This window comes from Pseudomonas sp. FW306-02-D09B, from assembly GCF_058782685.1.
In genome coordinates this window covers 110,150-135,269 of the sequence record NZ_JBYSXY010000001.1, presented here as the reverse complement: position 1 = coordinate 135,269, position 25,120 = coordinate 110,150, and the positions used below count along the sequence as shown (strand labels likewise).

Sequence of the window (25,120 nt, the reverse complement as noted above, 5' to 3'; positions counted from 1 at the left end):
ATACAATTAAGGGAGTTGCACCATGTCAATTGGACTTTTTCACACGCGCCTCAACGTTTCCAGCTCGCTGATCGGCGCACCGGTTTTAACCCTGGATCTGCTGGTGGATACCGTCAACAAGAAAGTCAGCGGTGTTGCGAGCATTTTTCAAAGCACGTATCCACCCCTCAACTTCCGTGCCCGGGTATGGGGTGAGTATTCCGAGGCCAAACTGACCGCCGATACGGAAAACCACATCATCCTCACTCTGGATGGCAGCCCGAGTGGCCCTTACAGCCAGATCGCCCAGACCTTCGACCTGCGCGGCATTCTAGGCGCCGATTGGGCCAGCGGTTTTGCCGACTACAAGTACTACGATCAGGACCACTGGACGACAGTCAGACATGCGGCTGTCAGCCAGGCCCCGGCTCAGCACCCGGAGCATCCGTCACATGTTGTGCGCCCGCTCTACGCCGTCGCCGTGCAGCAAGCGCAAGCCAGCGGTGACCTGGCGCAGCTGAAAACCGTGGTGAGCCAAGGCGAACAACAACTGGCCAACAGCGGTGCCTTGCGCAGTGCGCTGGAGCAGTTGCAAGCAGAAATCACCCGACTGGAAGCACGCTAACCGGCAATGCCCGGGCTGGGTCAGATCACCACTGACCCAGCCCGGGACTTTTCAACCCCAGAGGTAAATCCACTCGCGCCGTTGATGCTAAGGAAGGCGCGAACACTTCGATGGATTCGTGCCGCGTACGTGTCTGTGCGCAAGGATTTCCCATGTCAGACAATCGCCCCGCCCGCTACCTCAGTGAAACCGACCTCAAACGTTACGTGCCGGTCCATGTGGTCTGGGAAATCACCCTGGCCTGCGATCTCAAATGCCTGCATTGCGGCTCCCGCGCAGGCCATCGACGCCCGGATGAACTGAACACCCGGGAATGCCTGGATGTCATCGATTCCCTGGCGGCACTCGGCACCCGCGAGATCACCTTGATCGGCGGTGAAGCCTATTTGCGCAAGGACTGGACTCAGCTGATCCAGGCGATCCACGATCACGGCATGTATTGCGCGATACAAACTGGTGGCCGCAACCTGACGCCGGCAAAAATGCAGGCCGCGGTGGATGCCGGGCTCAATGGCGTCGGTGTTTCGCTGGATGGACTGGCTCCGCTGCATGACGCCGTGCGCAATGTTCCGGGCTCGTTCGACAAGGCTATCGATACCCTGCGACGCGCCAAACAGTCGGGGCTTGCGGTGAGCGTCAACACCCAGATCGGTGCAGCCACCCTGCCCGATCTGCCCGAACTGATGGACTTGATCATCGAACTCGGCGCCACCCACTGGCAGATCCAGCTGACGGTCGCCATGGGCAATGCCGTCGACCACCCAGAGTTGCTGTTGCAGCCCTATCAACTGCTTGAAGTGATGCCGTTGCTGGCACGCCTTTACCGCGAGGGCGTCGATCGCGGCCTGCTGATGAACGTGGGCAACAATATTGGTTACTACGGCCCTTACGAGCATATGTGGCGTGGTTTTGGCGACGAACGCGTGCACTGGAGCGGCTGCGCGGCCGGGCAAACCGTGCTGGCGCTCGAAGCCGATGGCACCGTCAAAGGCTGCCCTTCATTGGCAACGGTGGGTTTTTCCGGCGGCAACGTGCGCAACATGAGCCTGCACGATATCTGGCACTACAGCGAAGGCATGCACTTCGGCCGTCTGCGCGGTGTCGAGGATCTGTGGGGCTACTGCCGAAGCTGCTACTACAACGATGTCTGCCGTGGCGGCTGTACCTGGACGTCGCACTCCTTGCTCGGCAAACCCGGCAACAACCCCTACTGTCACTACCGCGCACTGGACCTGCAAAAAAAGGGACTGCGCGAACGAATCGTCAAACTCGAGGACGCTGCGAAAACCTCCTTCGCCGTCGGACGCTTTGACCTGATTACTGAACGCATCGACACCGGCGAGAAGGTCAACAGCGTCAGCGACAGTGGCCAGGTGATCAAACTGGCCTGGGCGAACCAGGGCCAGAAATCGCCTGACGAAGGACGTATTCCGCCGCAACTGGCGCTGTGTCGTGGCTGCTTGCAGTATATCCATGCACACGAAGTGACTTGCCCTCACTGCGCTGCCGATGTCGCTGCCGCAGAAGCCGAGCACCAGCTCAACCGCGCCCGGCAACAAACCATCCTCAATACGCTGACCGGCCTGCTGGGGTTGCCGCAAAGCAACTTGATGTAGCGAAGCCTGGATACCAGGGGGCAACTCGCCCCCTGCAATCTTTTTTCCACCGGTAATAACCCTCGCCCACAGCAAACAAAATCATCTAAAAAAACCACACCTGTCAGCCATAATTGCACCCTGCTACTCGATAGCTGAACGTCTTTCCCATGGTTTACCCACGCGGGCACGCTGGAACAAACAGTGCCCTCTCCCTCTGCGTTCCTGGAGCTGACGATGAAAATCAATCCCTACCTGATCTTCAACGGTGATTGCAAAGCAGCCTTCACGTTCTACGCGCAATGCCTGCAAGGCACCCTTGAAATGATGATGACCTTCGGCGAGTCGCCGGCTCGCGATCAAATTCCGGCGAGTAGCCATGACCTGATCATGCATACCCGGCTGGTGGTCGGCGACCAAGTCCTCATGGCGTCCGACACCACACCTGATCGGCCTTACCACGGCATCAGCGGTTGCTCTGTTTCGCTGAATGTCACCAGCATCGCTGAAGCCGAGCGAATTTTTAGCGCGCTGGCGGACAAGGGCACCATTCAAATGCCGCTGGAGGCGACGTTCTGGGCCGCACGCTTCGGCATGCTGGTTGACCGTTTCGGGGTGCCATGGATGGTTAATTGCGAAGCCGACAAGTAAAACGCTATTCGATGAGTGCAGTGCTGTTCACTTAAGCCGGTGTTTCAGGCACAACCGCAGTTGTGGCGAGGGAGCTTGCTCCCGCTGGGGCGCGAAGCGGCCCTGAATTGGGTCTGCTAGGCAGTCCAGCGGGAGCAAGCTCCCTCGCCACAGATACTTCTCAGGCATCGACGCGCTTGCCCTGGAATCTCGCCCGGTAACGCCCCGGACTCTCTCCGGTCCACTTCTTGAATGCCCGATGGAACGCGCTGGGCTCCTGAAAACCGATCTGCTCGGCAATCGCGGTGATGCTCGATTGGCTCTGGCGCAGCTGTTCAAAGGCAACACCGCGGCGTACTTCGTCCTTGATCTCCTGGAATGAACAGCCTTCACGCTCCAGCTTTCGGCGAACGGTGCTGGGGCTCAAATGCTGTTCGAGCGCAAACGCCTCCAGGGTCGGCCATTGGCTGTAATGGCTGTTGCGCAAACGCTGATGAACCTGCGATGCCAGGCCATGCTGGTTACGGAAACGAATCACCAGCCACTGCGGTGCACTGCGCAAAAATGCCTTGAGTGAAGCCAGGTCCTGAACCACCGGCAATTGCAGATAACGGCTGTCGAACTCGATCTCGGTGCGCTCGGCGCCAAAGGTCAAATTCGCGCCCCAGAGCATTGAATCATCATTGAGCGACAACCGCTCATGACGAAAGTCCGCACGATCGATGGGAATGCGCCGCCCGCCGAGCCAACACAGCAGGCTGATCATCAACACCAGAAACGTCTCTTCACCGAAGTGTGCGACGTCGCTGTTTTGCGCCTGAGTCTGCAAGCTGATGACTGCACGCTTGCCACGCACCGTTAACGTGCCGCGAAAGTCGCGCAGGAACAGACCGAAATTGGCCAGGCACTGACGCATGGCTTTTTCCAGCGTCGGCTCCTGAATCAATGCCCGACAGATCAAGGCGAAACTGCCTGGCGGCATGCCGTGGGAGTCCAGCTGAAAGAACTCGTCGTTCAGCTCACGAATCTGCACTAGCCATAACGCCGCAAAAGCAGTGGCCGGCACCCGCGCCGTAGGCTGATCCATCAGTGCCGGATCGATTCCCACCTGCTCGAGTACCGACCGCAGACGCAGCGGATTTTCACGCAGGGCATGGATCATTGGATACATGAAATAGACCGCCACCGAATCCGTATCCCGCATGTGCTCGTCTCTCTCCTCAGCATCTGAAAGTGGCAAAAAACGCCATCACCGTTGAACAGTTCCGGCATAGGCCAGCGGCGTTGCTGATTCTAGACTCGTACCCAACAAAAAAGACCTCTTTCAGGAAAACCACATGAACCCTTCCGATATTTTTGTTGTGAGCGCGGTCCGTTCTGCCATCGGCAGTTTTGGCGGTTCACTCAAGGATGTGCCGCCTATCCAGTTGGCAACCGACGTGTGCCGCGCAGCCATTGAACGTTCAGGCCTGGCGCCCGAACTCATCGGTCATGCGGTGATGGGGCATGTGATCCCGACGGAGGCGCGCGACGCCTACATTTCACGGGCCGTGGCGATGAATGCCGGCCTGCCGAAAGAGACCCCGGCCTTCAACGTCAACCGCCTCTGCGGTTCGGGTCTGCAGGCGATTGTCAGTGCGGCACAAAGTCTGATGCTCGGGGATGCCGGAGCAGCGCTGGCCGGTGGCGTCGAATCCATGAGCCGTGGTGCCTACTTGTTGCCACAGGCGCGCTGGGGTGCACGAATGGGCGACATTCAGGGCATCGACTACATGCTCGGCGTGCTGCAAGACCCGTTTGCAGGCTTCCACATGGGCATCACCGCAGAAAACATCGCCGAGCACTACGGCATCTCCCGTCAGACCCAGGATCAACTGGCGCTGCTCAGCCAGCAGCGTGCTGCCCGGGCGATTGCCGAAGGACGTTTTGCCGGGCAGATCGTGCCGATCGAAGTGGCGAGCCGCAAAGGCACGGTTTCGTTTGCGACGGATGAGCATGTACGGGCAGAGGTCAGCTTCGAGCAATTGAGCGGCATGAAACCCGCATTCAAAAAAGACGGCAGCGTCACCGCCGGCAACGCCTCCGGCCTCAATGATGGCGCTGGCGCGCTGATCATGGCCACCGGGCAAGTTGTCCAGGAACAAGGCCTCAAGCCGATGGCCCGACTGGTGGGGTATGCCCACGCCGGTGTTGAGCCGTCGATGATGGGACTTGGACCGATTCCCGCCACCCGCCTGGTGCTCAAACGCGCCGGGCTGACCGTGGCCGACCTTGATGTGATCGAGTCCAACGAAGCCTTCGCGGCCCAGGCCTGTGCCGTGGCGCAAGAGCTGGGCTTCGATCCCGAGAAGGTCAACCCCAACGGTTCGGGCATCTCGCTGGGCCATCCAGTGGGCGCCACTGGCGCAATCATCGCGACCAAGGCCATTCACGAACTGCATCGGATTCAGGGACGTTATGCCCTGGCGACCATGTGCATTGGCGGCGGCCAAGGCATTGCCGTGTTGTTCGAACGGGTTTGACGGAAAGGACATGACGATGAATCTGCAGAACATTGGCGTCATCGGCGCCGGCACCATGGGCAACGGCATTGCGCAAATCTGCGCATTGGCCGGTTTCAACGTGACCTTGCTGGACATCTCCGAAAGCGCCCTGCAAAAAGCGCTGGCGACCGTGGGCAAGAACCTCGACCGGCAGGTCGCCAAGGCATCGCTGACCGAGGAGCAAAAGCTCGCGGCATTGGACAAGATCAGCACCAGCACCGACTACAGCACCCTGCACAATGTGCAGTTAGTGATCGAGGCCGCGACCGAAAACCTCGAACTGAAACTGCGGGTGTTGCAACAGATCGCCGCTCAGGTCAGCGCCGACTGCGTGATTGCTTCCAACACCTCATCGTTGTCGATCACCGAGCTCGCCGCCAGCGTCAGTTCGCCGGCGCGTTTCATCGGCCTGCACTTCTTCAACCCGGTGCCGGTGATGGGGTTGATCGAAGTGATCCGCGGCCTGCAAACCAGCGACGCCACGCACACCCTGGCCCTGGAACTGGCGCAACGCCTGGGCAAGACCGCGATCACCGCCGGTAACCGTCCGGGCTTTGTGGTGAACCGGATTCTGGTGCCGATGATCAACGAAGCGATCCTGGTGTTTCAGGAAGGCCTGGCCAGCGCCGAAGACATCGATGCAGGCATGCGTCTGGGTTGCAATCAGCCGATAGGCCCGTTGGCGCTGGCCGACCTGATTGGCCTGGATACCTTGCTGGCGATCATGCAGGCCTTCTACGACGGCTTCAACGACAGCAAGTACCGCCCCGCGCCGCTGCTCAAGGAAATGGTCGCGGCCGGTTATCTGGGGCGCAAGAGCGGCCGTGGTTTCCATACCTATGGCTGAGCGTTGCTCACGCTTTGCCGAGAGCCGGGACAAGGCCCTGGAGCTGTTCGCCAGCAAGGGTTTTGGCCAGGTCGGCATGCGCGAGCTGGCAGCGTTCCTGGGGCTTGCCCCAGGCTCGCTGTATCACCATTACCCGAGCAAGCAGCACTTGCTGCTCGACTTGATCGAAGAGTTCTACGAGGAGCTACTGGCAACACTCGGACGTCTCGAGCGACAGCCGCGAGACCTGCGTAGCAGCCTGCACGACGTCATCCATGCACACCTGAGCCTGCATCGGGAAATGCCCTGGCATTTTCGCCTGGTAGAGCGCGACTGCGGTTGCCTGAACGAGGATCAGCAAGTGCATGTTCGGCAGTTGCAGGAGCATTACGAACGGCAATTGCTGATGATCCTCTGTCCCTCGCGCCGATTCAGTGAACAAGGATTACTGGCCGCCGGACACACCATTGCCAGCATGCTCAACAGCGCACCCAGCTGGCTGGCGCTGCACCCGCTGGAGGATCGGGAACGCAACGAACTGCTGGAGAACCTGCTGACCGGGGCCATTGCAGGTTTGCTGGCCCATACCTCCTGCGATCTGCCAGTCCTTCAGACAATAGATCCGCTCGCGGCGCCTCCGCCCTGGGCGCGACTCGGCTAAGCTGAAAGCTCCACCGGAGGATTTTCCAATGTGTGGAAGACTTTCGCAGTACCGAGGCATCCACGACTTCGTCGCGGCGCTGAGCATGCCCAATGCCCTGGTCAATACTGTGGGCGACCAGCCTCTGGGTCTGTACAACGTCGCTCCGTCAACCCAGGTCGCGCTCTTCCACCTCGAAGGCGAAACCCTGCACGCTGACCGGGTACGCTGGGGATGGCGACCGTCCTGGTCGAAAGACAACTCTGTGCCGATCAATACCCGAGTCGAGAAAGTCGCACACGGCTCATTCTTCCGGGCGATCTGGCCGCACCGAGCCATCGTGCCCATCGATAACTGGTTCGAATGGGTTTATGAAGGCGGCCCGAATAAACAGCCTTACCTTATCCGGCGCCGGGATCGCGCTCCCATACTCTGCGCAGCCATTGGTCAGTACCCTGCAGGTGGTCGGGAACCGAAGAAGGACGATGGTTTTGTGATTTTCACCGCCGACAGTGGCGGTGGCCTGGTCGATCTACATGATCGGCGACCGGTGGTGCTGTCACCGGAGTTGGCCCGCGAGTGGCTCAACCTGGCGATGCCCAAGGAGAGCGCCGAGCAGATGGTGCTGCACCAGGGCGAGCCCGCCGAAACCTTCGAGTGGTTCAAGGTGGATATGGCGATCGGCAACGTGAAAAACCAGAGACCGGATCTCATCACGCCGATCGGTAAGATCATCACTGGCGATCACAAAAGCAATGGCTGATCGGGTGGCGACACCGCGGTTTCTCGACTAGGATTTTCGCGGTATGGAAACGTGTCGCGCTGTTAGCGAGCACTTGGTCTGGGAGACGAAAATGAACCCGATTCGAATGGCCGAGCGGACCTATCGCACTTGGTCCAGCCCGATCCTGCTTGAGCTCAAAGAGAGGGAACATCAGCTGCAACCTTCAGACCGCCAGGCACTTGAAAATGTGATGGTGGAGAGAAGACTTCTGAACACCGGTAATCCTGCCGGCAAGGATCGACGCAAACCTGAGTCGACTGATAACGCCTGACGAATGAGCCCGCTATAAGCGGGCTCTTTTTCGTTTGCGCGGCTGGAAGGCAGACCGACACACTCATCCGGATGATCGCCTCACTGTGTATTGGGAACGGCTTTCGTTCTGGATGAACGGGCGGGTAATGACGCGGCGTAGGCCAGCGCTTCTTCTCGACTGCCAAAGGACCCGAGCCGGTCGCTACGGGTACAGACCTTCCAGAGACCGCTGTTGACGCTGACCACTTGATAACCGTTCATCTGCATTTTGCTAAGCATCGGAGCACTCATAGTCACCTCCATTCGAGTACAGACAGTCCGAACCTAACTTACACCCGGTTTAGCGTTCTGTGGGCTCAATAGGTTGAACGGTCGAATGATCCGAGGCGTACATATGAAACATCTTTCACAGTGATTTCGACGCTTGGCGGATATATTCCTCGCCGCTCATTCAAGAAACTTTCAGCCCGCCTTCTCCCGCGGGCTTTTTTTTGCCCGGCGAAAATCCAAGCCTAAACCGCCGCAAAAATATCCTTCATCGCCGCGTACTGCAGCAGCATGATGGTTTTCGCGTCGACGATCTGCCCACTGTAAAACGCCTCGAGTGCCTCATCGAACTTCAGCTCCAGCACCTCAAGGTCCTCCGTTTCAACCTCCAGCCCACCACCCGATCCGACGCGTGAAGCAGCATCATATTCAGCCACAAAAAAATGCAGTTTCTCGGTCACCGACCCGGGGCTCATGTAAGCCTCAAAGACCTTCTGTACGTCATGAACGCGATAGCCGGTTTCCTCCTCCGCTTCAGCGCGAATGCGTTCTTGCGGTGAGGCGCCTTCCAGCAACCCCGCAGCCACTTCAACCAGCAAGCCGTCATGACCGTTGACGAAGACCGGCAACCTGAACTGGCGGGTCAGTACGATGGTTTTTTGCGCGCGATTGAACAGCAGAATGGCGGCACCATTGCCACGGTCGTAGACCTCACGGGTTTGTCGCTGCCAAACGCCATTGTTGCGCAGGTAATCGAAGGTGATTTTCTTGAGCAGGTACCAGTCGTGGGACAGCACCTGGGACTCGATGATGTTGACGCGCTCAGCCGTGTTCGACATGACAATCCATCCTTTTTGTTGTCAGAGGGCGCCATGGTATTCCATCGATGTGGTGGCCGCAGCGACGGCAGATACAAAAAAAGCCCGGCATCGCCGCCGGGCTTTCGGTTCCAATCCTTTGGAACCTGTTGGGTATCACTCTACGAGCGAAGCCTTACTTGAAGTCCACATCGAAGGCTTGATAGAAGGCGTTGCCGGTGTTGGCGACAATCCACAGCAGCACAATGACGTGATGGCCTTTTTTGCCTGCTGGCAACTTCACTTCATGTTCGACTTTGGCTTTGAGTTCGCTGCTGTGCGCGTAATAAGGCACCTGGGTGTAGAAGTCCTCCGCAAACGGTTTGGCCTCGAGTTGCGCACGGCTGATGCGCTGTTTCGGGTCCCAGCCATCCTTGGTGATGAACCAGCTGTAGCCGCGGGTGGTATGAGGCGCGGTGTACTGCCAGGTGACATGAAAGGCCTGGCCCGGGTTCACGTTCAGCAGTGGCCAGGTAAATGGGCGATTGAGCTTTTTGCTCATTTCCTCGTTGGTGAAGTTGATGCAGTCACGAGCATCAGCCTTGCCACCGCTGAGGATAAAACCATCAGCCGGTGGGGCGACGCTGTCGCTGTCCGTCTGATACGGTGCGGGGAAAGCCCCGGCGGTCAGTGACGGGAAGTTCTTGCCGCCTTCCATTTCGTTGACCTGCCACCCTTCCAGGAGCCCGACTTCCATAGCGACAGAGCCGCGGCTGGCAGGGGTAGTGACACGACCATGTTTGAGTTGCGCTTGGGTTTGTGGCTTGTTCATTTTTTCACTCCGTTGATTAAGAACGTTCGTTCCTGAGGAACGCTTTCAACCTAACCGAATGACAGATGAAGTCCATGGCCGCTTTTTTCGCGTTCCAATCGCGCTTTTGAGCCGAACCCAATAAATACTGGCTATCCATACAGTTAAATGTATGAATTCGTACGTAGAGACTGGCAAAAGTACTACAACACAATCCCGCAATCGGAACGATTCCCATCAGGAAGGCTGCGCGTCACTGGTATTCACTTCGTTAACAACACGCGGTAGTCTCGGTATCGGTTGCCCAAAAACCGTTACAAGGACGTCACGAATGAAACTGCGCATCGAGATATCGCAAAACCCGCTACCCGAAGAACGCCAGGCGATTATCAACCCCCTGCGCGCCTACAACATCGCCCATGCCGGCGAAGGTCACTACCAGGAAATCGCCCTGCTGGTTCGAGATGAGCAGAGCGACGAAATCCTCGGCGGGCTCTACGCAAAACTGTTTTATCAGTGGATGTTCATCGACTTGTTGTCAGTGCCCGAACAGGCACGCGGACAGGGCACCGGCTCACGGCTGATGCACATGGCCGAAGAGCTGGCACGGGAGAAGAACTGCATTGGGATCTACCTCGACACCTTCGAATTCCAGGCACCGGAGTTTTACAAGAAGCTGGGGTTTACCGAGATTGGGCAGATTGCCGATTACCCACCGGGCAGCAAGCGCTTCTTTTTTCAGAAACGCCTGACGGCCGCCGAGCCAAACACCTGACGGTCACTGACTCACAGACAGGTTGCCAGTGCTGCCAATCGGCGCTTGGCAACCCAGTTGTCCTGAGTGGCGTAGTACTTCAATGCGCCGCTTTGCACGTCGATGAAGGCCTCGGCCGAACGGGTGTAAACCGTAAAACCGCCGGTTTCGCCGGGTTGCAGGTAACCGCTGGCGTCGACACCGAACACCGCCTCGTCCTGCCAGGCAAACTGCACGCACTGGGCGACGACCAGATCAGGCTTGCTCGAGGCGAGCGTCTTGTAGGGGCTCTGGGAGCGCGCTTCTTTCATCGTCGATCCCGCGCAACCTGCCAGCAACACGCCAGCCAGCGCCACCATCAAAATACGCATTGTGTTTCCTTATTCGCAAAACGCTGACTGTATCACCGCAAGCGGCTACTCCGAAGCGCCAGGCAAGGTTCTTCCTCATGGCGCCGCTCTGCTTTACTTTATATAGATAGCGACAGCCCGCGCCGATTCGCGCACCCTGTCGCGCCATAATTGGCGCGTCGCGCCGAGCAACTTCCTCCGGAAAGCCCATGACCCCCAATGCCGAGTTTTACAAACCTTCCACCGACTACGCCGACAAGCTGATCAGCCAGATCGGTCAGACTCCGTCGTGGATCGCCAAACGCATTGGCGTGACCGACAAGCGCATTCGCTACATCCTCGATGGCGAAAGAACCGTCAAAGGTGAAACCACGCCGATCCAGATGACCTACACCGAGCAGTTTGCACTTGAGTGCCTGGCCGCCGAGGCCAAAGCCAACAAGAAAAAGACCTCCTGACCCGCGTCAAGGCAAACGCCCTCAAGACGCGCATACTTTACCTTTGACAAGGACGGTCCATGGCCCCCATCGACTCGCAGCACGAACTGGCGCTGCAACGATTTCTCAATGCACGACCGGCGTTACGCGAAGAGCTCGATCACCTGAACCCTCTGGCCGCCCAGGCCAAAGGCGAAACCATGACGCAGTATCGCAACGAACGACTGCATGAAGCCTACGAGGCGGAGGCCGAGCGTCTGGGCCTGTTTGCCTGGGAACTGACGTTGCAATTGACCGTGGCCACTGTTGAGGACTACGAAGCCCAACGGCTGGAGGTGCACAAGGAAGTGGCGCAAATGGCCGGCATGGACTGGAAGGAATATCGCAAATTGCATGGTATCGAGAGTTGACGAATGCTGCCGTCTTCACCTAATCGCGCCCACACACCGGGCCTGTTGCACGTGCAGAAATGGCGCGGCCGGATCGGTATGTTGCTGGTAGCGAGCCTGTCAGTGCTGGCTGGCATGACCGACGCTATCGGCTTTATGGCCACTGGCGACTTCGTCTCCTTTATGAGCGGCAACACCACTCGCCTGGCGGTAGCGATCAGCGGCGCAGATCTGGGCATGACCTTGCGGTTGCTGGTGCTCGTCGCCATGTTTGTCGTCGGCAACGCCTTGGGCATTGTAGTCAGCCGATTCAGCGGCCGACGCGCCCTGCCCTTGATGCTGTGCGTCGCTGCGCTGTTGTGCGGCGCCGCTGCATGGCCATTCGAGGCTAAATTACCGGCGTTGCTGGCAGCGATCATCGCCATGGGGATGCTCAACGCCGCCGTCGAACAGGTCAACGGCTTTCCGGTCGGGTTGACCTATGTCACCGGTGCCCTGTCACGCTTTGGGCGCGGTCTGGGACGCTGGTTGCTCGGCGAACGCCGCAATGGCTGGCGGGTGCAACTGATTCCGTGGACCGGCATGTTTGCCGGCGCCGTCCTGGGCGCAGCGCTCGAACACCATCTCGGCCTGCAAGCCCTGTATGCCAGCGGTCTGCTGGCCGGCGTGCTCGGTGCTGTTTCACTGAAGATTCCACGGCGCTGGCAGATGGGCTATATGCCGCGCTGAATCGCCCTTCGCCGCACCGGCGATAAAGCTTTATCATGGCCGCAGATTTGTTGTCAGAGTTCATCATGAAGTTCGCCATTGCGCTGTTTTCCGCCGCACATGCGCCCTCCTCGCGCCGCGCCCTGCTGTTTGCTCAGGCAGCGCTGGCCGGTGGGCATGAGATCGTGCGGCTGTTTTTCTACCAGGACGGCGTTTACAACGCGTCGAGCAACGTCGTTACGCCACAGGACGAGCAGGACCTGGCGCTGCAATGGCGCAACTTCGTCAGCGAGCACCAACTCGACGGCGTAGTGTGTATTGCTGCAGCCTTGCGTCGCGGTGTGCTGGATGAAGCAGAAGCCAGGCGTTATCAGCGCACGGCAATCAATGTCAGCGCACCGTGGGAATTGTCCGGGCTCGGGCAGTTGCACGATGCGGTGCAAGACGCCGATCGCCTGATCTGTTTTGGAGGGCCATGAAACATGCCTAAATCGTTGCTGATTATCAGCCGGCAGGCACCCTGGTCTGGCCCAAGCGCCCGTGAAGCGCTGGATATCGTACTCGCTGGTGGCGCCTTCGATTTGCCGATCGGCCTGCTGTTTCTCGATGACGGCGTGTTCCAGCTCGCCACCGGGCAGGACGCCAAAGCCGTGCAACAAAAAGACCTCAGCGCCAATCTGCAGGCGCTTGGGTTGTTTGGTATAGAAGACCTGTACGTGTGTGGCGAGAGTGCAACCGCACGGGGTCTGGAACCGACTGCCCTGAGCCTCGAACCGTTGCACGTACTGGCCGCTGAACAGATCTCGGCCGTTATTGACCGTTATGACCAAGTGATCACCCTCTGATGTCGACTTTGCATGTGTTGTCTCACTCGCCGTTTACCGATAACCGGCTGACCAGTTGCCTGCGCGTGCTGGGTGCGAGCGATGCCCTGCTGCTCAGTGGCGATGCGGTCTACGCCTTGCAGCCCGGCACCGCGCCACTCAGCGCACTGCAAGCACACAGCGAAACCTGGCGCCTGTTTGTCCTCGACGAAGATGTTCAGGCTCGCGGCCTGCATGTGCCCGACTGGGTCAAAAGCGTCGACTATCCGGCCTTCGTCGAACTGTCGATTCACTACGACAAGGTCAACAGCTGGTTATGAATTCGCTTACCGTAGGCGCTCGTCGCATCGATCTGGACAAGGACGGTTACCTGGTTGATCTGGGTGACTGGTCCGCCGAAGTCGCCACAGCGCTGGCTGCCGCCGAAGAACTTGAGCTGAGCCCCGAACACTGGGAAATCCTTGAGCTGCTGCGCGGCTTCTACCAGGAGTTCCAGCTGTCGCCGGCCACTCGCCCACTGATCAAATACACCGCGTTGAAGCTGGGCCCGGACAAGGGCAACAGCCTGCACCTGAACCGATTGTTCAAAGGCACTCCCGCCAAACTTGCCGCCAAGCTGGCGGGCCTGCCCAAACCGACGAATTGTCTATGACCGATTTCGCCCCACTGATCACTGAAACACCTGCCGAACACCCTTTCGCGCAGTTCGTGCGGATTCTCGGCAAAGGCAAACGCGGCGCCCGCAGCCTGACTCGCGAAGAGGCCCGCGAGGCCATGGGCATGCTGCTCGACGACAAGGTCGAGGACACTCAACTCGGTGCCTTCCTGATGTTGTTGCGGCACAAGGAAGAAAGCCCGGAAGAGCTGGCAGGTTTCACCGAAGCCTTGCGCGAGCGGTTGAACGCGCCAGCGCTGGGTGTCGATCTGGACTGGCCGACCTACGCCGGCAAGAAACGCCACCTGCCGTGGTACCTGCTGGCGGCCAAGTGCCTGGCGCAAAACGGCGTGCGGATCCTGATGCATGGCGGTGGCGCACATACCGCCGGGCGTCTGTACAGCGAGCAACTGCTCGAGCCATTGCAGATCCCGCTGTGCCGTAACTGGCAACAAGTGGGTGAGGCGCTGGAGCAAGGCAACCTGGCGTTTATCCCGCTGGGTGACTGGGCGCCGCAACTGCAACGGATGATTGACCTGCGCAACACCCTCGGCCTGCGTTCGCCAATCCACTCGCTGGCGCGAATTCTCAACCCGTTGGGCGCTCGCTGTGGCTTGCAAAGCATCTTCCACCCCGGCTATCAGGGCGTGCACCGCGACGCCAGCGGCTTGCTGGGCGATAACGCGATCGTGATCAAGGGCGATGGCGGTGAGATCGAGATCAACCCGGATGCCGATAGTCACTTGTACGGCACCACTGGCGGTCAGAGCTGGGACGAGGAATGGCCGCAGCTGTCGGCGCAACGCCACGTCAAACCGGCGAGCCTGGACCCGGAACACTTGAAAGCCGTATGGCGCGGCGACGTGGTCGACAGCTACCCGCAAATGGCGCTGATTTCGACCATGGCCCTGGCCTTGCGCGGTCTCGGTACGCCGCGTGATGAAGCCTTCGTCAAGGCTCAGCAGTTCTGGGATGCTCGCGACAAATCTATTTAATTGATCATTAACGCCCAACCTTTGCGCTTTTTGTTCGAAGGGATCGGAATAGACTCAACTCCAACGTTTAACGACTTTGGAGTTCAAGATGGGTTTGCTGATCGAAGGGCAATGGCGTGATCAGTGGTACGAAAGCAGCAAGGACGGCGCGTTCCAGCGCGAACAAGCGCAGCGCCGTAACTGGCTGACCGCCGACGGCAAACCCGGCCCCAGCGGCGAAGGCGGTTTTCCTGCACAAGCGGGTCGCTATCACCTCTACGTGTCGCTCGCTTGTCCCTGGGCGCATCGCACGCTGATTCTGCGCAAGCTCAAAGGCCTGGAAAGCCTGGTCGATGTGTCGGTGGTCAGCTGGTTGATGCTGGAAAACGGCTGGACCTTCGACAAAGCCTTCGGCTCCACTGGCGACAAGCTCGACCACCTCACGTTCATGCACCAGCGCTACACCGCCGATACCGCCAACTACACCGGTCGCGTAACAGTGCCGGTGTTGTGGGATAACCTGCAAAAACGCATCGTCAGCAACGAATCAGCGGAAATCATCCGCATGTTCAACAGTGCATTCGACGGTCTGACCGGCAACGACCTGGACTTCTACCCGCAACCTTTACGCGCTGAAATCGATGAGCTGAATGCGCGGATTTATCCGGCGGTGAACAACGGCGTGTATCGCGCCGGGTTTGCCACCTCGCAAACGGCCTATGAAGAAGCCTTTGATGAGCTGTTCAGTGAACTCGACTGGCTGGAAAACCGCTTGGGCGAGAAGCGCTACCTGGCCGGCGAATACCTGACCGAGGCAGACATTCGCCTGTTCACCACGCTGATTCGCTTCGACGCGGTGTATTACAGCCACTTCAAGTGCAACCTGCGACGGATCGCCGATTACCCGAACCTGTCGAACTGGCTACGCGAGTTGTATCAGTGGCCGGGGATCAGCGACACCGTGGACTTTACCCACATCAAGGGGCATTACTACGCGAGCCATCGCACGATCAATCCGACCGGCATTGTGCCGAAGGGACCGGCGCAGGATTTCACCGTCGCCCATGATCGGGAGCGGTTGAGCGGGAAAGGGGTTTGGCGCAAGGCCTAGGTGCTGAACTGAAACCCGGCCGTGACAACGATCAATTGTGGCGAGGGGGCTTGCCCCCGCTCGGTTGCGAAGCAGCCGCAAAACCGGAGAGTGCGGTCTATCAGTAAGACCGCGGTCATTGGTTTTAGGGCCGCTACGCGCCCCAGCGGGGGCAAGCCCCCTCGCCACAGTGTTCAGAGTTGCGACTGGGCGCCTTCAAACCACGCGAGTTTCTCGCGAAGTTGCACCACTTCTCCCACGATCACCAAGGTCGGCGCATGCACTTCATGCTCCGCCACCAACTGTGGAAGGTTGGCCAGCGTGCCGGTGAAAACCCGCTGATTAGGCGTCGTGCCCTGCTGGATCAACGCCGCCGGCGTGTCCGCCGAACGACCATGCCTGATCAATTCTTCGCAGATGATCGGCAGCCCCACCAGCCCCATGTAAAACACCAGGGTTTGCGCTGGCGCGACCAGATCGCTCCACGGCAGATCCGAGGTGCCGTCCTTCAGGTGACCGGTGATAAAACGCACCGACTGCGCGTAATCGCGGTGAGTCAGCGGAATCCCGGCGTAGGCTGCGCAACCGCTGGCGGCGGTAATACCCGGTACGACCTGGAACGGAATGCCGTGAGCCGCCAGTTCTTCGATTTCTTCGCCACCACGGCCAAAGATGAACGGATCACCGCCCTTCAACCGCACGACACGCTTACCCTGCTTGGCCAGGTCGACCAATTGCTGGTTGATCTGATCCTGAGGCACCGCGTGATCCGCACGTCGCTTGCCGACATAGATCCGCTCGGCATCACGACGGCACAGCTCAAGAATCGCCGGTGCCACCAGACGGTCATACAGCACCACATCGGCTTGCTGCATCAGCCGCAAGGCGCGGAATGTCAGTAGATCCGGATCACCCGGCCCTGCGCCGACCAGATACACCTCACCTGGAGCGTTGGGGGATTGGCCGTTAATTTTCGCCAGCAACAAACGCTCGGCTTCAGCGCCCTGCCCGGCCAGTTGACGATCCGCGATCGGCCCCTGGAACACCTCTTCCCAGAATGCCCGACGCTGCTGCACATCCGGGAACAGACCTTTGACCTGATGGCGAAACCGCGCTGCCAACCCGGCCAGCTGGCCGTAGGTCGAGGGAATCCAGGTTTCCAGTTTGGCGCGGATCAACCGCGCCAGCACCGGCGCATCGCCGCCGCTGGAAACCGCAATCACCAACGGCGAGCGGTCGACGATCGCCGGGAAGATCACGCTGCACAGGGCTGGCGCGTCCACCACGTTGACCGGCACGCAGCGCCGATGAGCATCTTTGGAAACTTGCGCATTCAGTGGTTCGTCGTCGGTAGCGGCAATGATCAGCCCGCAGCCGTCGAGGTCCGACTCACGATAGCCGCGCAACACCAACTCGCCGCCACTGTTCTGCACCAGCTCACGCAGCTGGGCTTCGATCTCAGGTGCAACGACCCGCAGCAGCGCGCCGGCGTCGGCCAGCAGACGGGATTTGCGCAAGGCAATCTCCCCCCCACCGACGACCAACACACGACTGCCGCGCAGGTTGTGAAACAGCGGCAGAAATTCCATTTAGCCGATGACCTCAAGGCCGCCCATGTACGGCTTGAGCACGGCTGGCACGCGGATCGAACCGTCGGCCTGCTGATAGTTCTCCAGCACCGCCACCAGGGTACGACCGACCGCCAGGCCGGAACCGTTCAGGGTGTGGACCAGCTCGGGCTTGCCGGTTTCCGGGTTACGGAAACGTGCTTGCATGCGCCGGGCCTGGAAATCGCCGCAGTTGGAGCACGACGAAATTTCACGGTATTTGCCCTGGCTCGGGACCCACACTTCCAGGTCGTAGGTCTTGACCGCGCTGAAGCCCATGTCGCCGGTGCACAGCGCCAGGGTACGGTATGGCAGTTCGAGCAATTGCAGGACTTTCTCGGCGTTGGCGGTCAGGCTTTCCAGCGCTTCCATCGAAGTCGATGGCTCAACGATCTGGACCATTTCGACCTTGTCGAACTGGTGCTGACGAATCATGCCGCGGGTGTCACGGCCCGACGCACCGGCTTCGCTACGGAAGCACGGGGTGTGAGCGACGAATTTGATCGGCAGCTGTTTGGCGTCGATGATTTCGCCAGCCACGATGTTGGTCAGCGACACTTCAGCAGTCGGGATCAGGTACAGATCGGCTTCGCCTTCGCGGCTGATCTTGAACAAGTCTTCCTCGAACTTCGGCAGTTGACCGGTGCCCTGCAAGGCCGGCGCCTGAACCAGATAAGGCGTGTAGGCCTCTTCGTAGCCATGCTCGGTGGTGTGCAGGTTGATCATGAACTGTGCCAGTGCGCGGTGCAGGCGGGCAATCGGCCCACGCAGCAGGGAGAAACGGGCACCGGACAGCTTGGCCGCGGTTTCAAAGTCCAGCCAGCCGAACTTCTCGCCCAGCGCGACGTGATCCTTGACCTCGAAGTCGAAGGTGGTCGGCGTGCCCCAACGGCGCACTTCGACGTTGCCGTCTTCGTCGTCACCAATCGGCACCGACTCGTGCGGCAGGTTCGGAATATTCAGCAGGATCGAGTCCAGTTCGGTCTGGATCTCGTCCAGCTCGACTTTGCCGATACCAAGCTCGTTCGCCATGCGCTCGACGTCGGCCATCAACGGCGCGATGTCTTCGCCGCGCTGCTTGGCCTGACCGATGGATTTGGAGCGCGCGTTACGTTCAGCCTGCAGTGCTTCGGTGCGGGTCTGGACGGTCTTGCGCTGTTCTTCCAGCGCTTCGATGCGCGCAACATCCAGGCTGAAGCCGCGGGATGCCAGGCGGTCCGCTACGTCCTGAAGGTTGCTACGTAACAGTTTGGAATCGAGCATGTCGGTCTCTCGTTTATCAAAGTTTGGTCAGGGACAGGCCAGCCCAGGTCGCGAGCAGCCCGCCGAATACGCTGATCGCCGCATAGCCCAGGGCCAGCGGCACTTGCCCGCTTTCGAGCAAGCGCACCGTATCCAGTGAAAAGGATGAAAAAGTCGTCAGGCCGCCAAGGAAGCCCACCATCAACCCGGCACGCACCTCAATCGGCACTTCCGGGCGCAGCATAAACAGACCATACAAAAAGCCGATCAACAGGCAGCCAATGATATTAACGGCCAGCGTCGCGGTATAGAAGTGCCGCGGCCAATTTGCGTTGATCCAGTTGCCGGTCGCAAAACGCAGTAATGTGCCGGCAATACCGCCGACGGAGACCGCAACGATCAAGGGAATCAAGGTTTTCTCCGCTGTTTGGGGCTCAGACGGTCCAGCTGCGCAAGGTGATTGAGCTTCTCGCCGATCTTCAATTCGAGGCCACGGGGTACCGGACGATAGAACGACTGCGGCTCCAGCTCCTCCGGGAAATAATCTTCGCCGGCCGCGTAAGCGTCCGGTTCGTCGTGGGCATAACGGTATTCGTCGCCGTAACCGAGTTGTTTCATCAACTTGGTCGGGGCATTGCGCAAATGCAGCGGGACTTCCAGCGAGCCGTGCTCGGCAGCGCTGCGCATGGCGGCTTTGAAGCCCATATAAACCGCGTTGCTTTTCGGCGCACAGGCCAGATAGGTAATCGCCTGCGCGACCGCCAACTCGCCTTCGGGGCTGCCCAGTCGCTCCTGCACATCCCACGCCGCCAGGCACAGGCTCAAGGCACGCGGGTCAGCATTGCCGATGTCTTCGCTGGCCATGCGCACCACGCGCCGGGCCAGGTACAACGGATCGCAGCCACCGTCGAGCATCCGCGCGAACCAGTACAGCGCGCCGTCCGGGTTGGAGCCGCGCACCGATTTGTGCAGCGCAGAGATCTGGTCGTAAAACGCTTCGCCGCCTTTGTCGAAACGTCGCCGGGTGTCGCCAAGCAGGCTTTGCAGCAGCTCGACGCCGATTTCCGTGCCGTCTTCGGCCAGGTCGGAGGCGTTCTCCAGCAAGTTCAGCAGGCGCCGGCCGTCACCGTCAGCGGCGCTGAGCAGCATCTTGAAGCCGTCATCGCCGAGGCTCAACTGACGCTTGCCCAAGCCCCGCTCTTCGGTCAACGCCCGCTGCACCAGTTTGTGCAGCGCGCTTTCGTCGAGGCTTTTGAGCACGTAGACGCGCGCACGGGACAGCAGTGCGTTGTTCAGTTCAAACGAAGGGTTTTCGGTGGTCGCGCCAATGAAAATCAGCGTGCCGTCTTCGACGTACGGCAGAAAAGCATCTTGTTGCGACTTGTTGAAGCGATGGACTTCGTCGACGAACAGAATGGTTCGGCGGCCATATTGCCCGGCCTGCTGCTTGGCGACTTCCACCGCCTGGCGGATCTCCTTGACCCCGGCCAGCACCGCCGAGACCGTTTCGAAGTGCGCATCCGAGACTTCCGCGAGCAGCCGTGCCAGGGTGGTTTTACCCACGCCCGGCGGCCCCCAGAAAATCATCGAGTGCAAGGCACCCTGCTCCAGCGCCTCGCGCAACGGCTTGCCGCGGGCCAACAGGTGTTCCTGACCGACATACTCGTCCAGGTTGGCCGCACGTAAACGGGCGGCCAACGGCTGAGCTATCGGGGCACTGCGAAACAGGTCCATCACGTAGGGTTAAAACCTCGAATTATTACGTGGTTCTCAAGTCTGGCGAACACCCTGTGGCGAGGGAGCTTGCTCCCGCTGGACTGCGTAGCAGTCCCATTTTCAGGGCCGCTTCGCGCCCCAGCGGGAGCAAGCTCCCTCGCCACAGGTTGTGTGTGTGTGTGTGCTGCACCTTCCCTTGACTGCCCAGCACTGGGTTACTGCTGCTCTTTATTCTTGAATCACATCGGCACCCTTGGGGATGTCGAACTTGAACTTGGAGGCCGGAATCGGCTCGTTGGCCTTGACCCCGGTGAACAGGATATTGGTGCGCTGACCGACGCTGTCGATCATCTGCATGTCATTGACCATACCGTTGCGGAACGACAGGCGCAGGCTGTCGAACAGCGTGTCCTTGGTCTTGGGCTTGAGCGTGAAGTCGATCACGCCGCCGGCTTCCTTGGACGTAATGGCGAAGCTCTGGCTGATTTTCGACACATCACCGGACAGCAACAATGCTGGAGTCTGGGTCAGGCGCTGATCAAGGTTCTTGATGGTGACCTGTTGCAGGTCCGGGTCCCACAAGGAAACCTTCTTGCCATCCGACACCATCAGCTGTTCTTGCGGTGCATCGGTGTGCCAGTAGAACAGGCCCGGACGCTGCAAGGACATTTCGCCAGCGGTTTCCTGCAACTGAGTACCGCTGCCGTCGAGGGTCAGCTGAGAGAAACGTGCGGTCAGGGTCTGCGACTTTTCGAGCAACTGAGTCAGACGCGCCACGTCCTTGTCATCGGCGTGGGCCGAAAGCGTGGTTAAAGCCAGTACCGGCAGCAGCAACATGCGGATAAGACGCATGGGAGTCCTCTTTGATATTCGTTTGAATGGCGTGCCGCGTGATTTCACGCGGCACCGGTCAGTCGCGCATAGGGCCTGGTGCAAGCACTTCGCGCGAGCCGTTGGTATTCATGGAGGTCACGACCCCGGCCATTTCCATGGCTTCGATCATGCGCGCAGCGCGGTTGTAGCCGATCTTCAGCTTGCGCTGAACCGCAGAGATCGAGGCGCGGCGGCTTTCCAGCACGAACTGCACCGCTTCGTCATAGAGCGCGTCGGTTTCCGCATCATCGTCGCCGCCACCGCTGCTGCCTTCAAAGCCACTGCCCGCCTCTTCGACACCGTTGAGGATGTCGTCGTTGTACTCCGGTGCACCGCGCAGTTTCCATGCTTCAACCACCCGGTGAACTTCATCGTCAGAAACGAACGCGCCGTGAACCCGAATTGGCAGACTGGTGCCCGGTGGCATGTAGAGCATGTCACCGTGACCCAGCAACTGCTCGGCACCACCCTGGTCGATGATGGTTCGCGAGTCGATCTTGCTCGATACCTGGAACGCCATACGGGTCGGAATGTTGGCCTTGATCAGACCGGTGATCACATCCACCGATGGACGCTGGGTCGCAAGGATCAAGTGAATACCGGCCGCACGGGCTTTCTGGGCGATCCGGGCGATCAGCTCTTCAACCTTCTTGCCGACGATCATCATCATGTCGGCGAATTCGTCGACCACCACCACGATGGTTGGCAGCTTGGTCAGCAGCGGCGCTTCGTCGTGAATGCTTTCGCGGTTGTACAACGGATCCGTCAGCGGCGTACCGGCTTCCTGCGCCTCCCTGACCTTCTGGTTGAAACCCGACAGGTTACGCACGCCCATCTTCGCCATCAGCTTGTAGCGGCGCTCCATCTCGGCCACGCTCCAGCGCAATGCGTTGGCGGCGTCCTTCATGTCGGTGACCACCGGACACAGCAGGTGCGGAATGCCTTCGTAGATCGACAGTTCAAGCATTTTCGGGTCGATCATGATCAGTTTGGCGTCTTCCGGGCCCGACTTGAACAGAATCGACAGAATCATCGCGTTCACGCCCACCGACTTACCGGAACCGGTAGTACCGGCCACCAGCAGGTGAGGCATTTTTGCCAGGTCGACGATGATCGGCTTACCGCCGATGTCGTGACCCAGGGCCAGGGTGACCGGAGACTTGGCGTCATCGTATTCCGGCGTCGACAGCACTTCAGAGAAACGCACGATCTGCCGGTCTTCGTTGGGAATCTCGATACCGACCGTGGTCTTGCCGGGAATCACTTCCACCACCCGCACACTGGTCACTGCCAGCGAACGCGCAAGGTCTTTGGCCAGGTTGGAGATACGGCTGACTTTTACCCCGGCCGCCGGTTGAATTTCGTAACGGGTAATCACCGGGCCTGGGTGAATCGAATCCACCGAGACTTCGACGCCGAATTCCTTGAGCTTGATTTCCAGCAAATGGCCAACCGCAGCCAGCGACTCAGGCGAATAGTTGAGCTGTTTCTTTTCTGCCGGGTCGAGAATCGAGATCGGCGGCAAGGTGCCTTCGACCGCGCTGTCAACGAACAGCGGCGCCTGTTTCTCTTTTTCGACGCGTTTGCTTGGCGGCGGCGCTTTCGGCGGTGCTGGAGCAATCACCGGCGGAACCTGCTTCTCGCGCTCGGACATGTGCTTGCTCAGGGCTTGCTCGCGCTCGATCAGGCGTTCCTTGACCTTGGCTTGCTCGCGCTTGTCGGTCACGGTCGGAGCCACGACTTCGTGCACCCGATCGTCGACTTCACGCAATTGTGCAACCAGTTGCTTGCGTTCGGTGCGCGCAGCCCACCAGCGATTGGCAGCTCCCTGGAACAGTTCGAACAGGTCGAGAGTGATCTTGCCGGTGACGTCCATCACCTTGAACCATGAAAGGTCGGTGAACACGGTCAGGCCGAACAGAAACAGCGCGATGAACATCAGGGTGCTGCCCTGGATATTCAGCGCGTTCTTCGCCAGATCGCCCAGGCTTTCACCCAATGCACCGCCAGCGCCGGCCGGCAAACCGGTCGGGGCGTGGAAATGGATATGCGCCAGGGCTGCGCCCGACAGCACCAGAAACACCAGGCCGATCAGCCGCCAGGAAAACAGCCAGCCGCTCCACTGCCAGGGTTCGTGGCGCTGGCGGAAGATCTGGTAAGTCTTGATCGCCAGCAACAGCGGGAAGATATAGGCGAAGTAACCCAGCACCATGAACAGGATATCGGCGCTGTAGGAGCCGGCCGGCCCGCCGAAGTTCTGTACATCGTCGATTTTGCTGTTATGACTCCAGCCCGGATCGTCCTTGCCATAGGTCAGCAAGGCCATCATCAGGAACAGGCACAAGGCACCGATGGCGATCAGTGCACCTTCCTTGAGCCGGTAGTGCAGATGCTGACGCCAGAGTGGAACTACTGTTTTAGGTGCTGCGGTGGATTTCTTCAAAACGCGTCTTTTCCTGCGCCTGTAGCGCGTCCAACTGTTGATTGACTACAAAAAACTGCCCACTCCGGGCAGGTAACAAAGTTAACGGGCGCAACAGAGACTACTTTTAACACTCTGACATCGAAATCTGAAACCGTCGGAGATGCCGAAGACAGCGATCTTTTATAACGAAGATTTCGGAACATCCTGATACAGACCGGCATTGTACGGGTTTGCCCGCACGATGCCACGCCAGAGCAGCTAAGGTGTAGCATAGCCAAAAGTACGTTGCGTGCGCTTCAATTTGAGCATGCATTCTCTTTTGTGACAAAGGCTTATGAGGTGTTTTTATGAGCGAAGCTAAGCATTCACGCCTGATCATTCTGGGTTCCGGCCCTGCCGGTTACAGCGCCGCCGTTTATGCCGCTCGTGCCAACCTCAAGCCGACCGTTATCACCGGCCTGCAAGCCGGCGGTCAATTGACCACCACCATTGAAGTCGACAACTGGCCAGGCGATGTTGAAGGCCTGACCGGCCCGGCGCTGATGGAACGCATGCAAAAACATGCCGAGCGTTTCGACACCGAGATCGTCTACGACCACATTCACACCGCAGAGTTGCAGCAGCGGCCGTTTCGCCTCACTGGCGACAGTGGCACCTACACCTGCGATGCATTGATTATCGCGACCGGTGCTTCGGCACAATACCTGGGGCTGCCTTCTGAAGAAACCTTCGCCGGCAAAGGCGTTTCCGCCTGTGCCACCTGCGATGGTTTTTTCTACCGCAATCAGGTGGTCGCAGTGATTGGCGGTGGCAACACGGCCGTTGAAGAAGCGCTGTACCTGGCCAACATCGCCAAGGAAGTGCATCTGATTCATCGTCGCGACAAACTGCGCTCAGAGAAGATTCTTCAGGACAAACTGTTCGAGCGTGCCAAAAATGGCAACATTCGCCTGCACTGGAACCAGAACCTTGAAGAGGTATTGGGCGATGCCAGCGGCGTAACCGGTGCACGCCTGCGCGACAGCCTGACCGGCGCGATGAAAGACCTGGAGCTGACCGGCGTATTCATCGCCATCGGCCATAAACCCAATACCGACCTGTTCCAGGGTCAGCTGGAAATGCATAACGGCTACCTGCGAGTTCGCGGCGGCAGCGAAGGCAATGCCACCGCCACCGAGATCGAAGGGGTGTTTGCCGCCGGCGATGTGGCCGACCACGTCTACCGTCAGGCGGTGACTTCCGCGGGCGCCGGCTGCATGGCGGCACTGGACGCAGAGAAGTACCTGGACGACAACTGATAAGACATTCATTGCGGCAGGCCAATGCC

Annotated in this window: 30 protein-coding genes; 19 read left to right on the top strand and 11 right to left on the bottom strand. The window is 59.4% G+C overall.

Annotated elements, in window-relative coordinates; translation table 11 throughout:
- The first annotated feature begins 22 nt into the window (after positions 1–22).
- The 3 genes from AC3WK5_RS00660 (at position 23) to AC3WK5_RS00650 (ending at position 2,850) form a co-directional block, all read left to right on the top strand.
- Entirely contained in the window at positions 23–604 is a 582-nt protein-coding gene (locus AC3WK5_RS00660) for a DUF1842 domain-containing protein (RefSeq protein ID WP_103316427.1), read from the top strand.
- 152 nt (positions 605–756) lie between these two features.
- Entirely contained in the window at positions 757–2,220 is a 1,464-nt protein-coding gene (locus AC3WK5_RS00655; protein WP_103316428.1) for a GDL motif peptide-associated radical SAM/SPASM maturase, read from the top strand.
- A gap of 216 nt (positions 2,221–2,436) precedes the next feature.
- On the top strand, positions 2,437–2,850 hold the full coding sequence (locus tag AC3WK5_RS00650; RefSeq protein WP_103316429.1) for a VOC family protein: 414 nt from the start codon (positions 2,437–2,439) through the stop codon (positions 2,848–2,850).
- A gap of 160 nt (positions 2,851–3,010) precedes the next feature.
- Here the strand turns inward: AC3WK5_RS00650 and AC3WK5_RS00645 are convergent, their stop codons facing one another.
- Positions 3,011–4,033 carry an AraC family transcriptional regulator gene (locus AC3WK5_RS00645; RefSeq protein ID WP_103316430.1) on the bottom strand — a complete coding sequence of 341 codons (1,023 nt, stop codon included), beginning with the start codon at positions 4,031–4,033 and terminating at the stop codon, positions 3,011–3,013.
- Positions 4,034–4,166: 133 nt separating this feature from the next.
- Between AC3WK5_RS00645 and AC3WK5_RS00640 the strand changes: the two genes are divergently transcribed.
- The 5 genes from AC3WK5_RS00640 to AC3WK5_RS00620 all read left to right on the top strand — a co-directional run bounded on the left by AC3WK5_RS00640 (position 4,167) and on the right by AC3WK5_RS00620 (position 7,893).
- Complete coding sequence (locus AC3WK5_RS00640) at positions 4,167–5,351, top strand: acetyl-CoA C-acyltransferase family protein (protein WP_103316431.1); 1,185 nt, start codon at positions 4,167–4,169, stop codon at positions 5,349–5,351.
- Between the two features lie 16 nt (positions 5,352–5,367).
- Positions 5,368–6,219 (top strand): 3-hydroxybutyryl-CoA dehydrogenase, encoded by an 852-nt coding sequence (locus AC3WK5_RS00635; RefSeq protein WP_103316432.1) that lies wholly within the window; start codon positions 5,368–5,370, stop codon positions 6,217–6,219.
- Entirely contained in the window at positions 6,206–6,859 is a 654-nt protein-coding gene (locus AC3WK5_RS00630; RefSeq protein WP_256585185.1) for a TetR/AcrR family transcriptional regulator, read from the top strand. Before AC3WK5_RS00635 ends, AC3WK5_RS00630 begins: the two co-directional genes overlap by 14 nt.
- A gap of 28 nt (positions 6,860–6,887) precedes the next feature.
- Positions 6,888–7,601, top strand: a complete 714-nt coding sequence (locus AC3WK5_RS00625; RefSeq protein ID WP_103316434.1) for an SOS response-associated peptidase family protein — start codon at positions 6,888–6,890, stop codon at positions 7,599–7,601.
- A gap of 91 nt (positions 7,602–7,692) precedes the next feature.
- Positions 7,693–7,893: a hypothetical protein gene (locus AC3WK5_RS00620; RefSeq protein WP_054598363.1), complete on the top strand. Its 201-nt coding sequence runs from the start codon at positions 7,693–7,695 to the stop codon at positions 7,891–7,893.
- Between the two features lie 80 nt (positions 7,894–7,973).
- Here AC3WK5_RS00620 and AC3WK5_RS00615 read toward each other — a convergent pair whose 3' ends face one another.
- The 3 genes from AC3WK5_RS00615 to AC3WK5_RS00605 all read right to left on the bottom strand — a co-directional run bounded on the left by AC3WK5_RS00615 (position 7,974) and on the right by AC3WK5_RS00605 (position 9,770).
- A complete protein-coding gene (locus tag AC3WK5_RS00615; protein ID WP_054597825.1) occupies positions 7,974–8,165 on the bottom strand; it encodes a hypothetical protein in 192 nt (63 codons plus the stop codon).
- A gap of 221 nt (positions 8,166–8,386) precedes the next feature.
- Positions 8,387–8,980, bottom strand: a complete 594-nt coding sequence (locus AC3WK5_RS00610; RefSeq protein ID WP_054597826.1) for an NUDIX domain-containing protein — start codon at positions 8,978–8,980, stop codon at positions 8,387–8,389.
- Positions 8,981–9,134: 154 nt separating this feature from the next.
- Positions 9,135–9,770 (bottom strand): lytic polysaccharide monooxygenase auxiliary activity family 9 protein, encoded by a 636-nt coding sequence (locus AC3WK5_RS00605; protein ID WP_103316435.1) that lies wholly within the window; start codon positions 9,768–9,770, stop codon positions 9,135–9,137.
- 310 nt (positions 9,771–10,080) lie between these two features.
- Here AC3WK5_RS00605 and AC3WK5_RS00600 point away from each other — a divergent pair, with 310 nt between their 5' ends.
- Positions 10,081–10,524: a GNAT family N-acetyltransferase gene (locus AC3WK5_RS00600; RefSeq protein ID WP_054597828.1), complete on the top strand. Its 444-nt coding sequence runs from the start codon at positions 10,081–10,083 to the stop codon at positions 10,522–10,524.
- 11 nt (positions 10,525–10,535) lie between these two features.
- Here AC3WK5_RS00600 and AC3WK5_RS00595 read toward each other — a convergent pair whose 3' ends face one another.
- Entirely contained in the window at positions 10,536–10,874 is a 339-nt protein-coding gene (locus tag AC3WK5_RS00595) for a hypothetical protein (RefSeq protein WP_054597829.1), read from the bottom strand.
- Positions 10,875–11,062: 188 nt separating this feature from the next.
- On the opposite strand from AC3WK5_RS00595, the gene AC3WK5_RS00590 reads away from it, so the two are divergent.
- From AC3WK5_RS00590 to AC3WK5_RS00550, 9 genes are all read left to right on the top strand, one after another.
- Entirely contained in the window at positions 11,063–11,311 is a 249-nt protein-coding gene (locus AC3WK5_RS00590; protein WP_019689854.1) for a hypothetical protein, read from the top strand.
- Positions 11,312–11,370: 59 nt separating this feature from the next.
- A complete protein-coding gene (locus AC3WK5_RS00585; RefSeq protein WP_103316436.1) occupies positions 11,371–11,700 on the top strand; it encodes a DUF6388 family protein in 330 nt (109 codons plus the stop codon).
- Between the two features lie 3 nt (positions 11,701–11,703).
- Positions 11,704–12,408 (top strand): YoaK family protein, encoded by a 705-nt coding sequence (locus tag AC3WK5_RS00580; RefSeq protein WP_054597831.1) that lies wholly within the window; start codon positions 11,704–11,706, stop codon positions 12,406–12,408.
- Positions 12,409–12,473: 65 nt separating this feature from the next.
- Complete coding sequence (tusD, locus tag AC3WK5_RS00575) at positions 12,474–12,866, top strand: sulfurtransferase complex subunit TusD (RefSeq protein WP_024264676.1); 393 nt, start codon at positions 12,474–12,476, stop codon at positions 12,864–12,866.
- A 3-nt stretch (positions 12,867–12,869) separates the two neighbouring features.
- Positions 12,870–13,232, top strand: coding sequence for a sulfurtransferase complex subunit TusC (gene tusC, locus AC3WK5_RS00570; RefSeq protein WP_103316437.1), 363 nt, complete (start codon positions 12,870–12,872; stop codon positions 13,230–13,232).
- On the top strand, positions 13,232–13,531 hold the full coding sequence (gene tusB / locus AC3WK5_RS00565) for a sulfurtransferase complex subunit TusB (RefSeq protein ID WP_103316438.1): 300 nt from the start codon (positions 13,232–13,234) through the stop codon (positions 13,529–13,531). The genes tusC and tusB overlap by 1 nt, the downstream gene beginning before the upstream one ends.
- On the top strand, positions 13,528–13,863 hold the full coding sequence (locus tag AC3WK5_RS00560; RefSeq protein WP_054597834.1) for a TusE/DsrC/DsvC family sulfur relay protein: 336 nt from the start codon (positions 13,528–13,530) through the stop codon (positions 13,861–13,863). The genes tusB and AC3WK5_RS00560 overlap by 4 nt, the downstream gene beginning before the upstream one ends.
- Positions 13,860–14,861, top strand: a complete 1,002-nt coding sequence (locus tag AC3WK5_RS00555; RefSeq protein WP_054597835.1) for a glycosyl transferase family protein — start codon at positions 13,860–13,862, stop codon at positions 14,859–14,861. The genes AC3WK5_RS00560 and AC3WK5_RS00555 overlap by 4 nt, the downstream gene beginning before the upstream one ends.
- An 88-nt stretch (positions 14,862–14,949) precedes the next feature.
- On the top strand, positions 14,950–15,951 hold the full coding sequence (locus AC3WK5_RS00550; RefSeq protein WP_103316439.1) for a glutathione S-transferase family protein: 1,002 nt from the start codon (positions 14,950–14,952) through the stop codon (positions 15,949–15,951).
- A gap of 173 nt (positions 15,952–16,124) precedes the next feature.
- On the opposite strand, the gene cysG is transcribed toward AC3WK5_RS00550, so the two are convergent.
- From cysG to ftsK, 6 genes are all read right to left on the bottom strand, one after another.
- On the bottom strand, positions 16,125–17,519 hold the full coding sequence (gene cysG, locus AC3WK5_RS00545; RefSeq protein WP_103316440.1) for a siroheme synthase CysG: 1,395 nt from the start codon (positions 17,517–17,519) through the stop codon (positions 16,125–16,127).
- Positions 17,520–18,800, bottom strand: coding sequence for a serine--tRNA ligase (gene serS, locus AC3WK5_RS00540; RefSeq protein WP_103316441.1), 1,281 nt, complete (start codon positions 18,798–18,800; stop codon positions 17,520–17,522).
- 16 nt (positions 18,801–18,816) lie between these two features.
- Positions 18,817–19,191, bottom strand: coding sequence for a fluoride efflux transporter CrcB (gene crcB / locus AC3WK5_RS00535; RefSeq protein WP_054597839.1), 375 nt, complete (start codon positions 19,189–19,191; stop codon positions 18,817–18,819).
- On the bottom strand, positions 19,188–20,513 hold the full coding sequence (locus tag AC3WK5_RS00530) for a replication-associated recombination protein A (protein WP_103316442.1): 1,326 nt from the start codon (positions 20,511–20,513) through the stop codon (positions 19,188–19,190). Before AC3WK5_RS00530 ends, crcB begins: the two co-directional genes overlap by 4 nt.
- 210 nt (positions 20,514–20,723) lie before the next feature.
- Positions 20,724–21,347, bottom strand: a complete 624-nt coding sequence (gene lolA, locus AC3WK5_RS00525) for an outer membrane lipoprotein periplasmic chaperone LolA (RefSeq protein ID WP_019689841.1) — start codon at positions 21,345–21,347, stop codon at positions 20,724–20,726.
- Positions 21,348–21,405: 58 nt separating this feature from the next.
- Complete coding sequence (ftsK, locus tag AC3WK5_RS00520) at positions 21,406–23,811, bottom strand: DNA translocase FtsK (protein ID WP_103316443.1); 2,406 nt, start codon at positions 23,809–23,811, stop codon at positions 21,406–21,408.
- A 329-nt stretch (positions 23,812–24,140) separates the two neighbouring features.
- Here ftsK and trxB point away from each other — a divergent pair, with 329 nt between their 5' ends.
- Entirely contained in the window at positions 24,141–25,091 is a 951-nt protein-coding gene (gene trxB / locus AC3WK5_RS00515) for a thioredoxin-disulfide reductase (protein WP_103316444.1), read from the top strand.
- Positions 25,092–25,120: the final 29 nt, after the last annotated feature.

Coding starts and splice junctions, on each gene's coding strand:
- AC3WK5_RS00660 (WP_103316427.1), top strand. CDS start 23: ATGTCAATTGGACTTTTTCACACGCGCCTCAACGTTTCCAGCTCGCTG.
- AC3WK5_RS00655 (WP_103316428.1), top strand. CDS start 757: ATGTCAGACAATCGCCCCGCCCGCTACCTCAGTGAAACCGACCTCAAA.
- AC3WK5_RS00650 (WP_103316429.1), top strand. CDS start 2,437: ATGAAAATCAATCCCTACCTGATCTTCAACGGTGATTGCAAAGCAGCC.
- AC3WK5_RS00645 (WP_103316430.1), bottom strand. CDS start 4,033: ATGCGGGATACGGATTCGGTGGCGGTCTATTTCATGTATCCAATGATC.
- AC3WK5_RS00640 (WP_103316431.1), top strand. CDS start 4,167: ATGAACCCTTCCGATATTTTTGTTGTGAGCGCGGTCCGTTCTGCCATC.
- AC3WK5_RS00635 (WP_103316432.1), top strand. CDS start 5,368: ATGAATCTGCAGAACATTGGCGTCATCGGCGCCGGCACCATGGGCAAC.
- AC3WK5_RS00625 (WP_103316434.1), top strand. CDS start 6,888: ATGTGTGGAAGACTTTCGCAGTACCGAGGCATCCACGACTTCGTCGCG.
- AC3WK5_RS00620 (WP_054598363.1), top strand. CDS start 7,693: ATGAACCCGATTCGAATGGCCGAGCGGACCTATCGCACTTGGTCCAGC.
- AC3WK5_RS00615 (WP_054597825.1), bottom strand. CDS start 8,165: ATGAGTGCTCCGATGCTTAGCAAAATGCAGATGAACGGTTATCAAGTG.
- AC3WK5_RS00610 (WP_054597826.1), bottom strand. CDS start 8,980: ATGTCGAACACGGCTGAGCGCGTCAACATCATCGAGTCCCAGGTGCTG.
- AC3WK5_RS00605 (WP_103316435.1), bottom strand. CDS start 9,770: ATGAACAAGCCACAAACCCAAGCGCAACTCAAACATGGTCGTGTCACT.
- AC3WK5_RS00600 (WP_054597828.1), top strand. CDS start 10,081: ATGAAACTGCGCATCGAGATATCGCAAAACCCGCTACCCGAAGAACGC.
- AC3WK5_RS00595 (WP_054597829.1), bottom strand. CDS start 10,874: ATGCGTATTTTGATGGTGGCGCTGGCTGGCGTGTTGCTGGCAGGTTGC.
- AC3WK5_RS00590 (WP_019689854.1), top strand. CDS start 11,063: ATGACCCCCAATGCCGAGTTTTACAAACCTTCCACCGACTACGCCGAC.
- AC3WK5_RS00585 (WP_103316436.1), top strand. CDS start 11,371: ATGGCCCCCATCGACTCGCAGCACGAACTGGCGCTGCAACGATTTCTC.
- AC3WK5_RS00580 (WP_054597831.1), top strand. CDS start 11,704: ATGCTGCCGTCTTCACCTAATCGCGCCCACACACCGGGCCTGTTGCAC.
- tusD (WP_024264676.1), top strand. CDS start 12,474: ATGAAGTTCGCCATTGCGCTGTTTTCCGCCGCACATGCGCCCTCCTCG.
- tusC (WP_103316437.1), top strand. CDS start 12,870: ATGCCTAAATCGTTGCTGATTATCAGCCGGCAGGCACCCTGGTCTGGC.
- tusB (WP_103316438.1), top strand. CDS start 13,232: ATGTCGACTTTGCATGTGTTGTCTCACTCGCCGTTTACCGATAACCGG.
- AC3WK5_RS00560 (WP_054597834.1), top strand. CDS start 13,528: ATGAATTCGCTTACCGTAGGCGCTCGTCGCATCGATCTGGACAAGGAC.
- AC3WK5_RS00555 (WP_054597835.1), top strand. CDS start 13,860: ATGACCGATTTCGCCCCACTGATCACTGAAACACCTGCCGAACACCCT.
- AC3WK5_RS00550 (WP_103316439.1), top strand. CDS start 14,950: ATGGGTTTGCTGATCGAAGGGCAATGGCGTGATCAGTGGTACGAAAGC.
- cysG (WP_103316440.1), bottom strand. CDS start 17,519: ATGGAATTTCTGCCGCTGTTTCACAACCTGCGCGGCAGTCGTGTGTTG.
- serS (WP_103316441.1), bottom strand. CDS start 18,800: ATGCTCGATTCCAAACTGTTACGTAGCAACCTTCAGGACGTAGCGGAC.
- AC3WK5_RS00530 (WP_103316442.1), bottom strand. CDS start 20,513: ATGGACCTGTTTCGCAGTGCCCCGATAGCTCAGCCGTTGGCCGCCCGT.
- lolA (WP_019689841.1), bottom strand. CDS start 21,347: ATGCGTCTTATCCGCATGTTGCTGCTGCCGGTACTGGCTTTAACCACG.
- trxB (WP_103316444.1), top strand. CDS start 24,141: ATGAGCGAAGCTAAGCATTCACGCCTGATCATTCTGGGTTCCGGCCCT.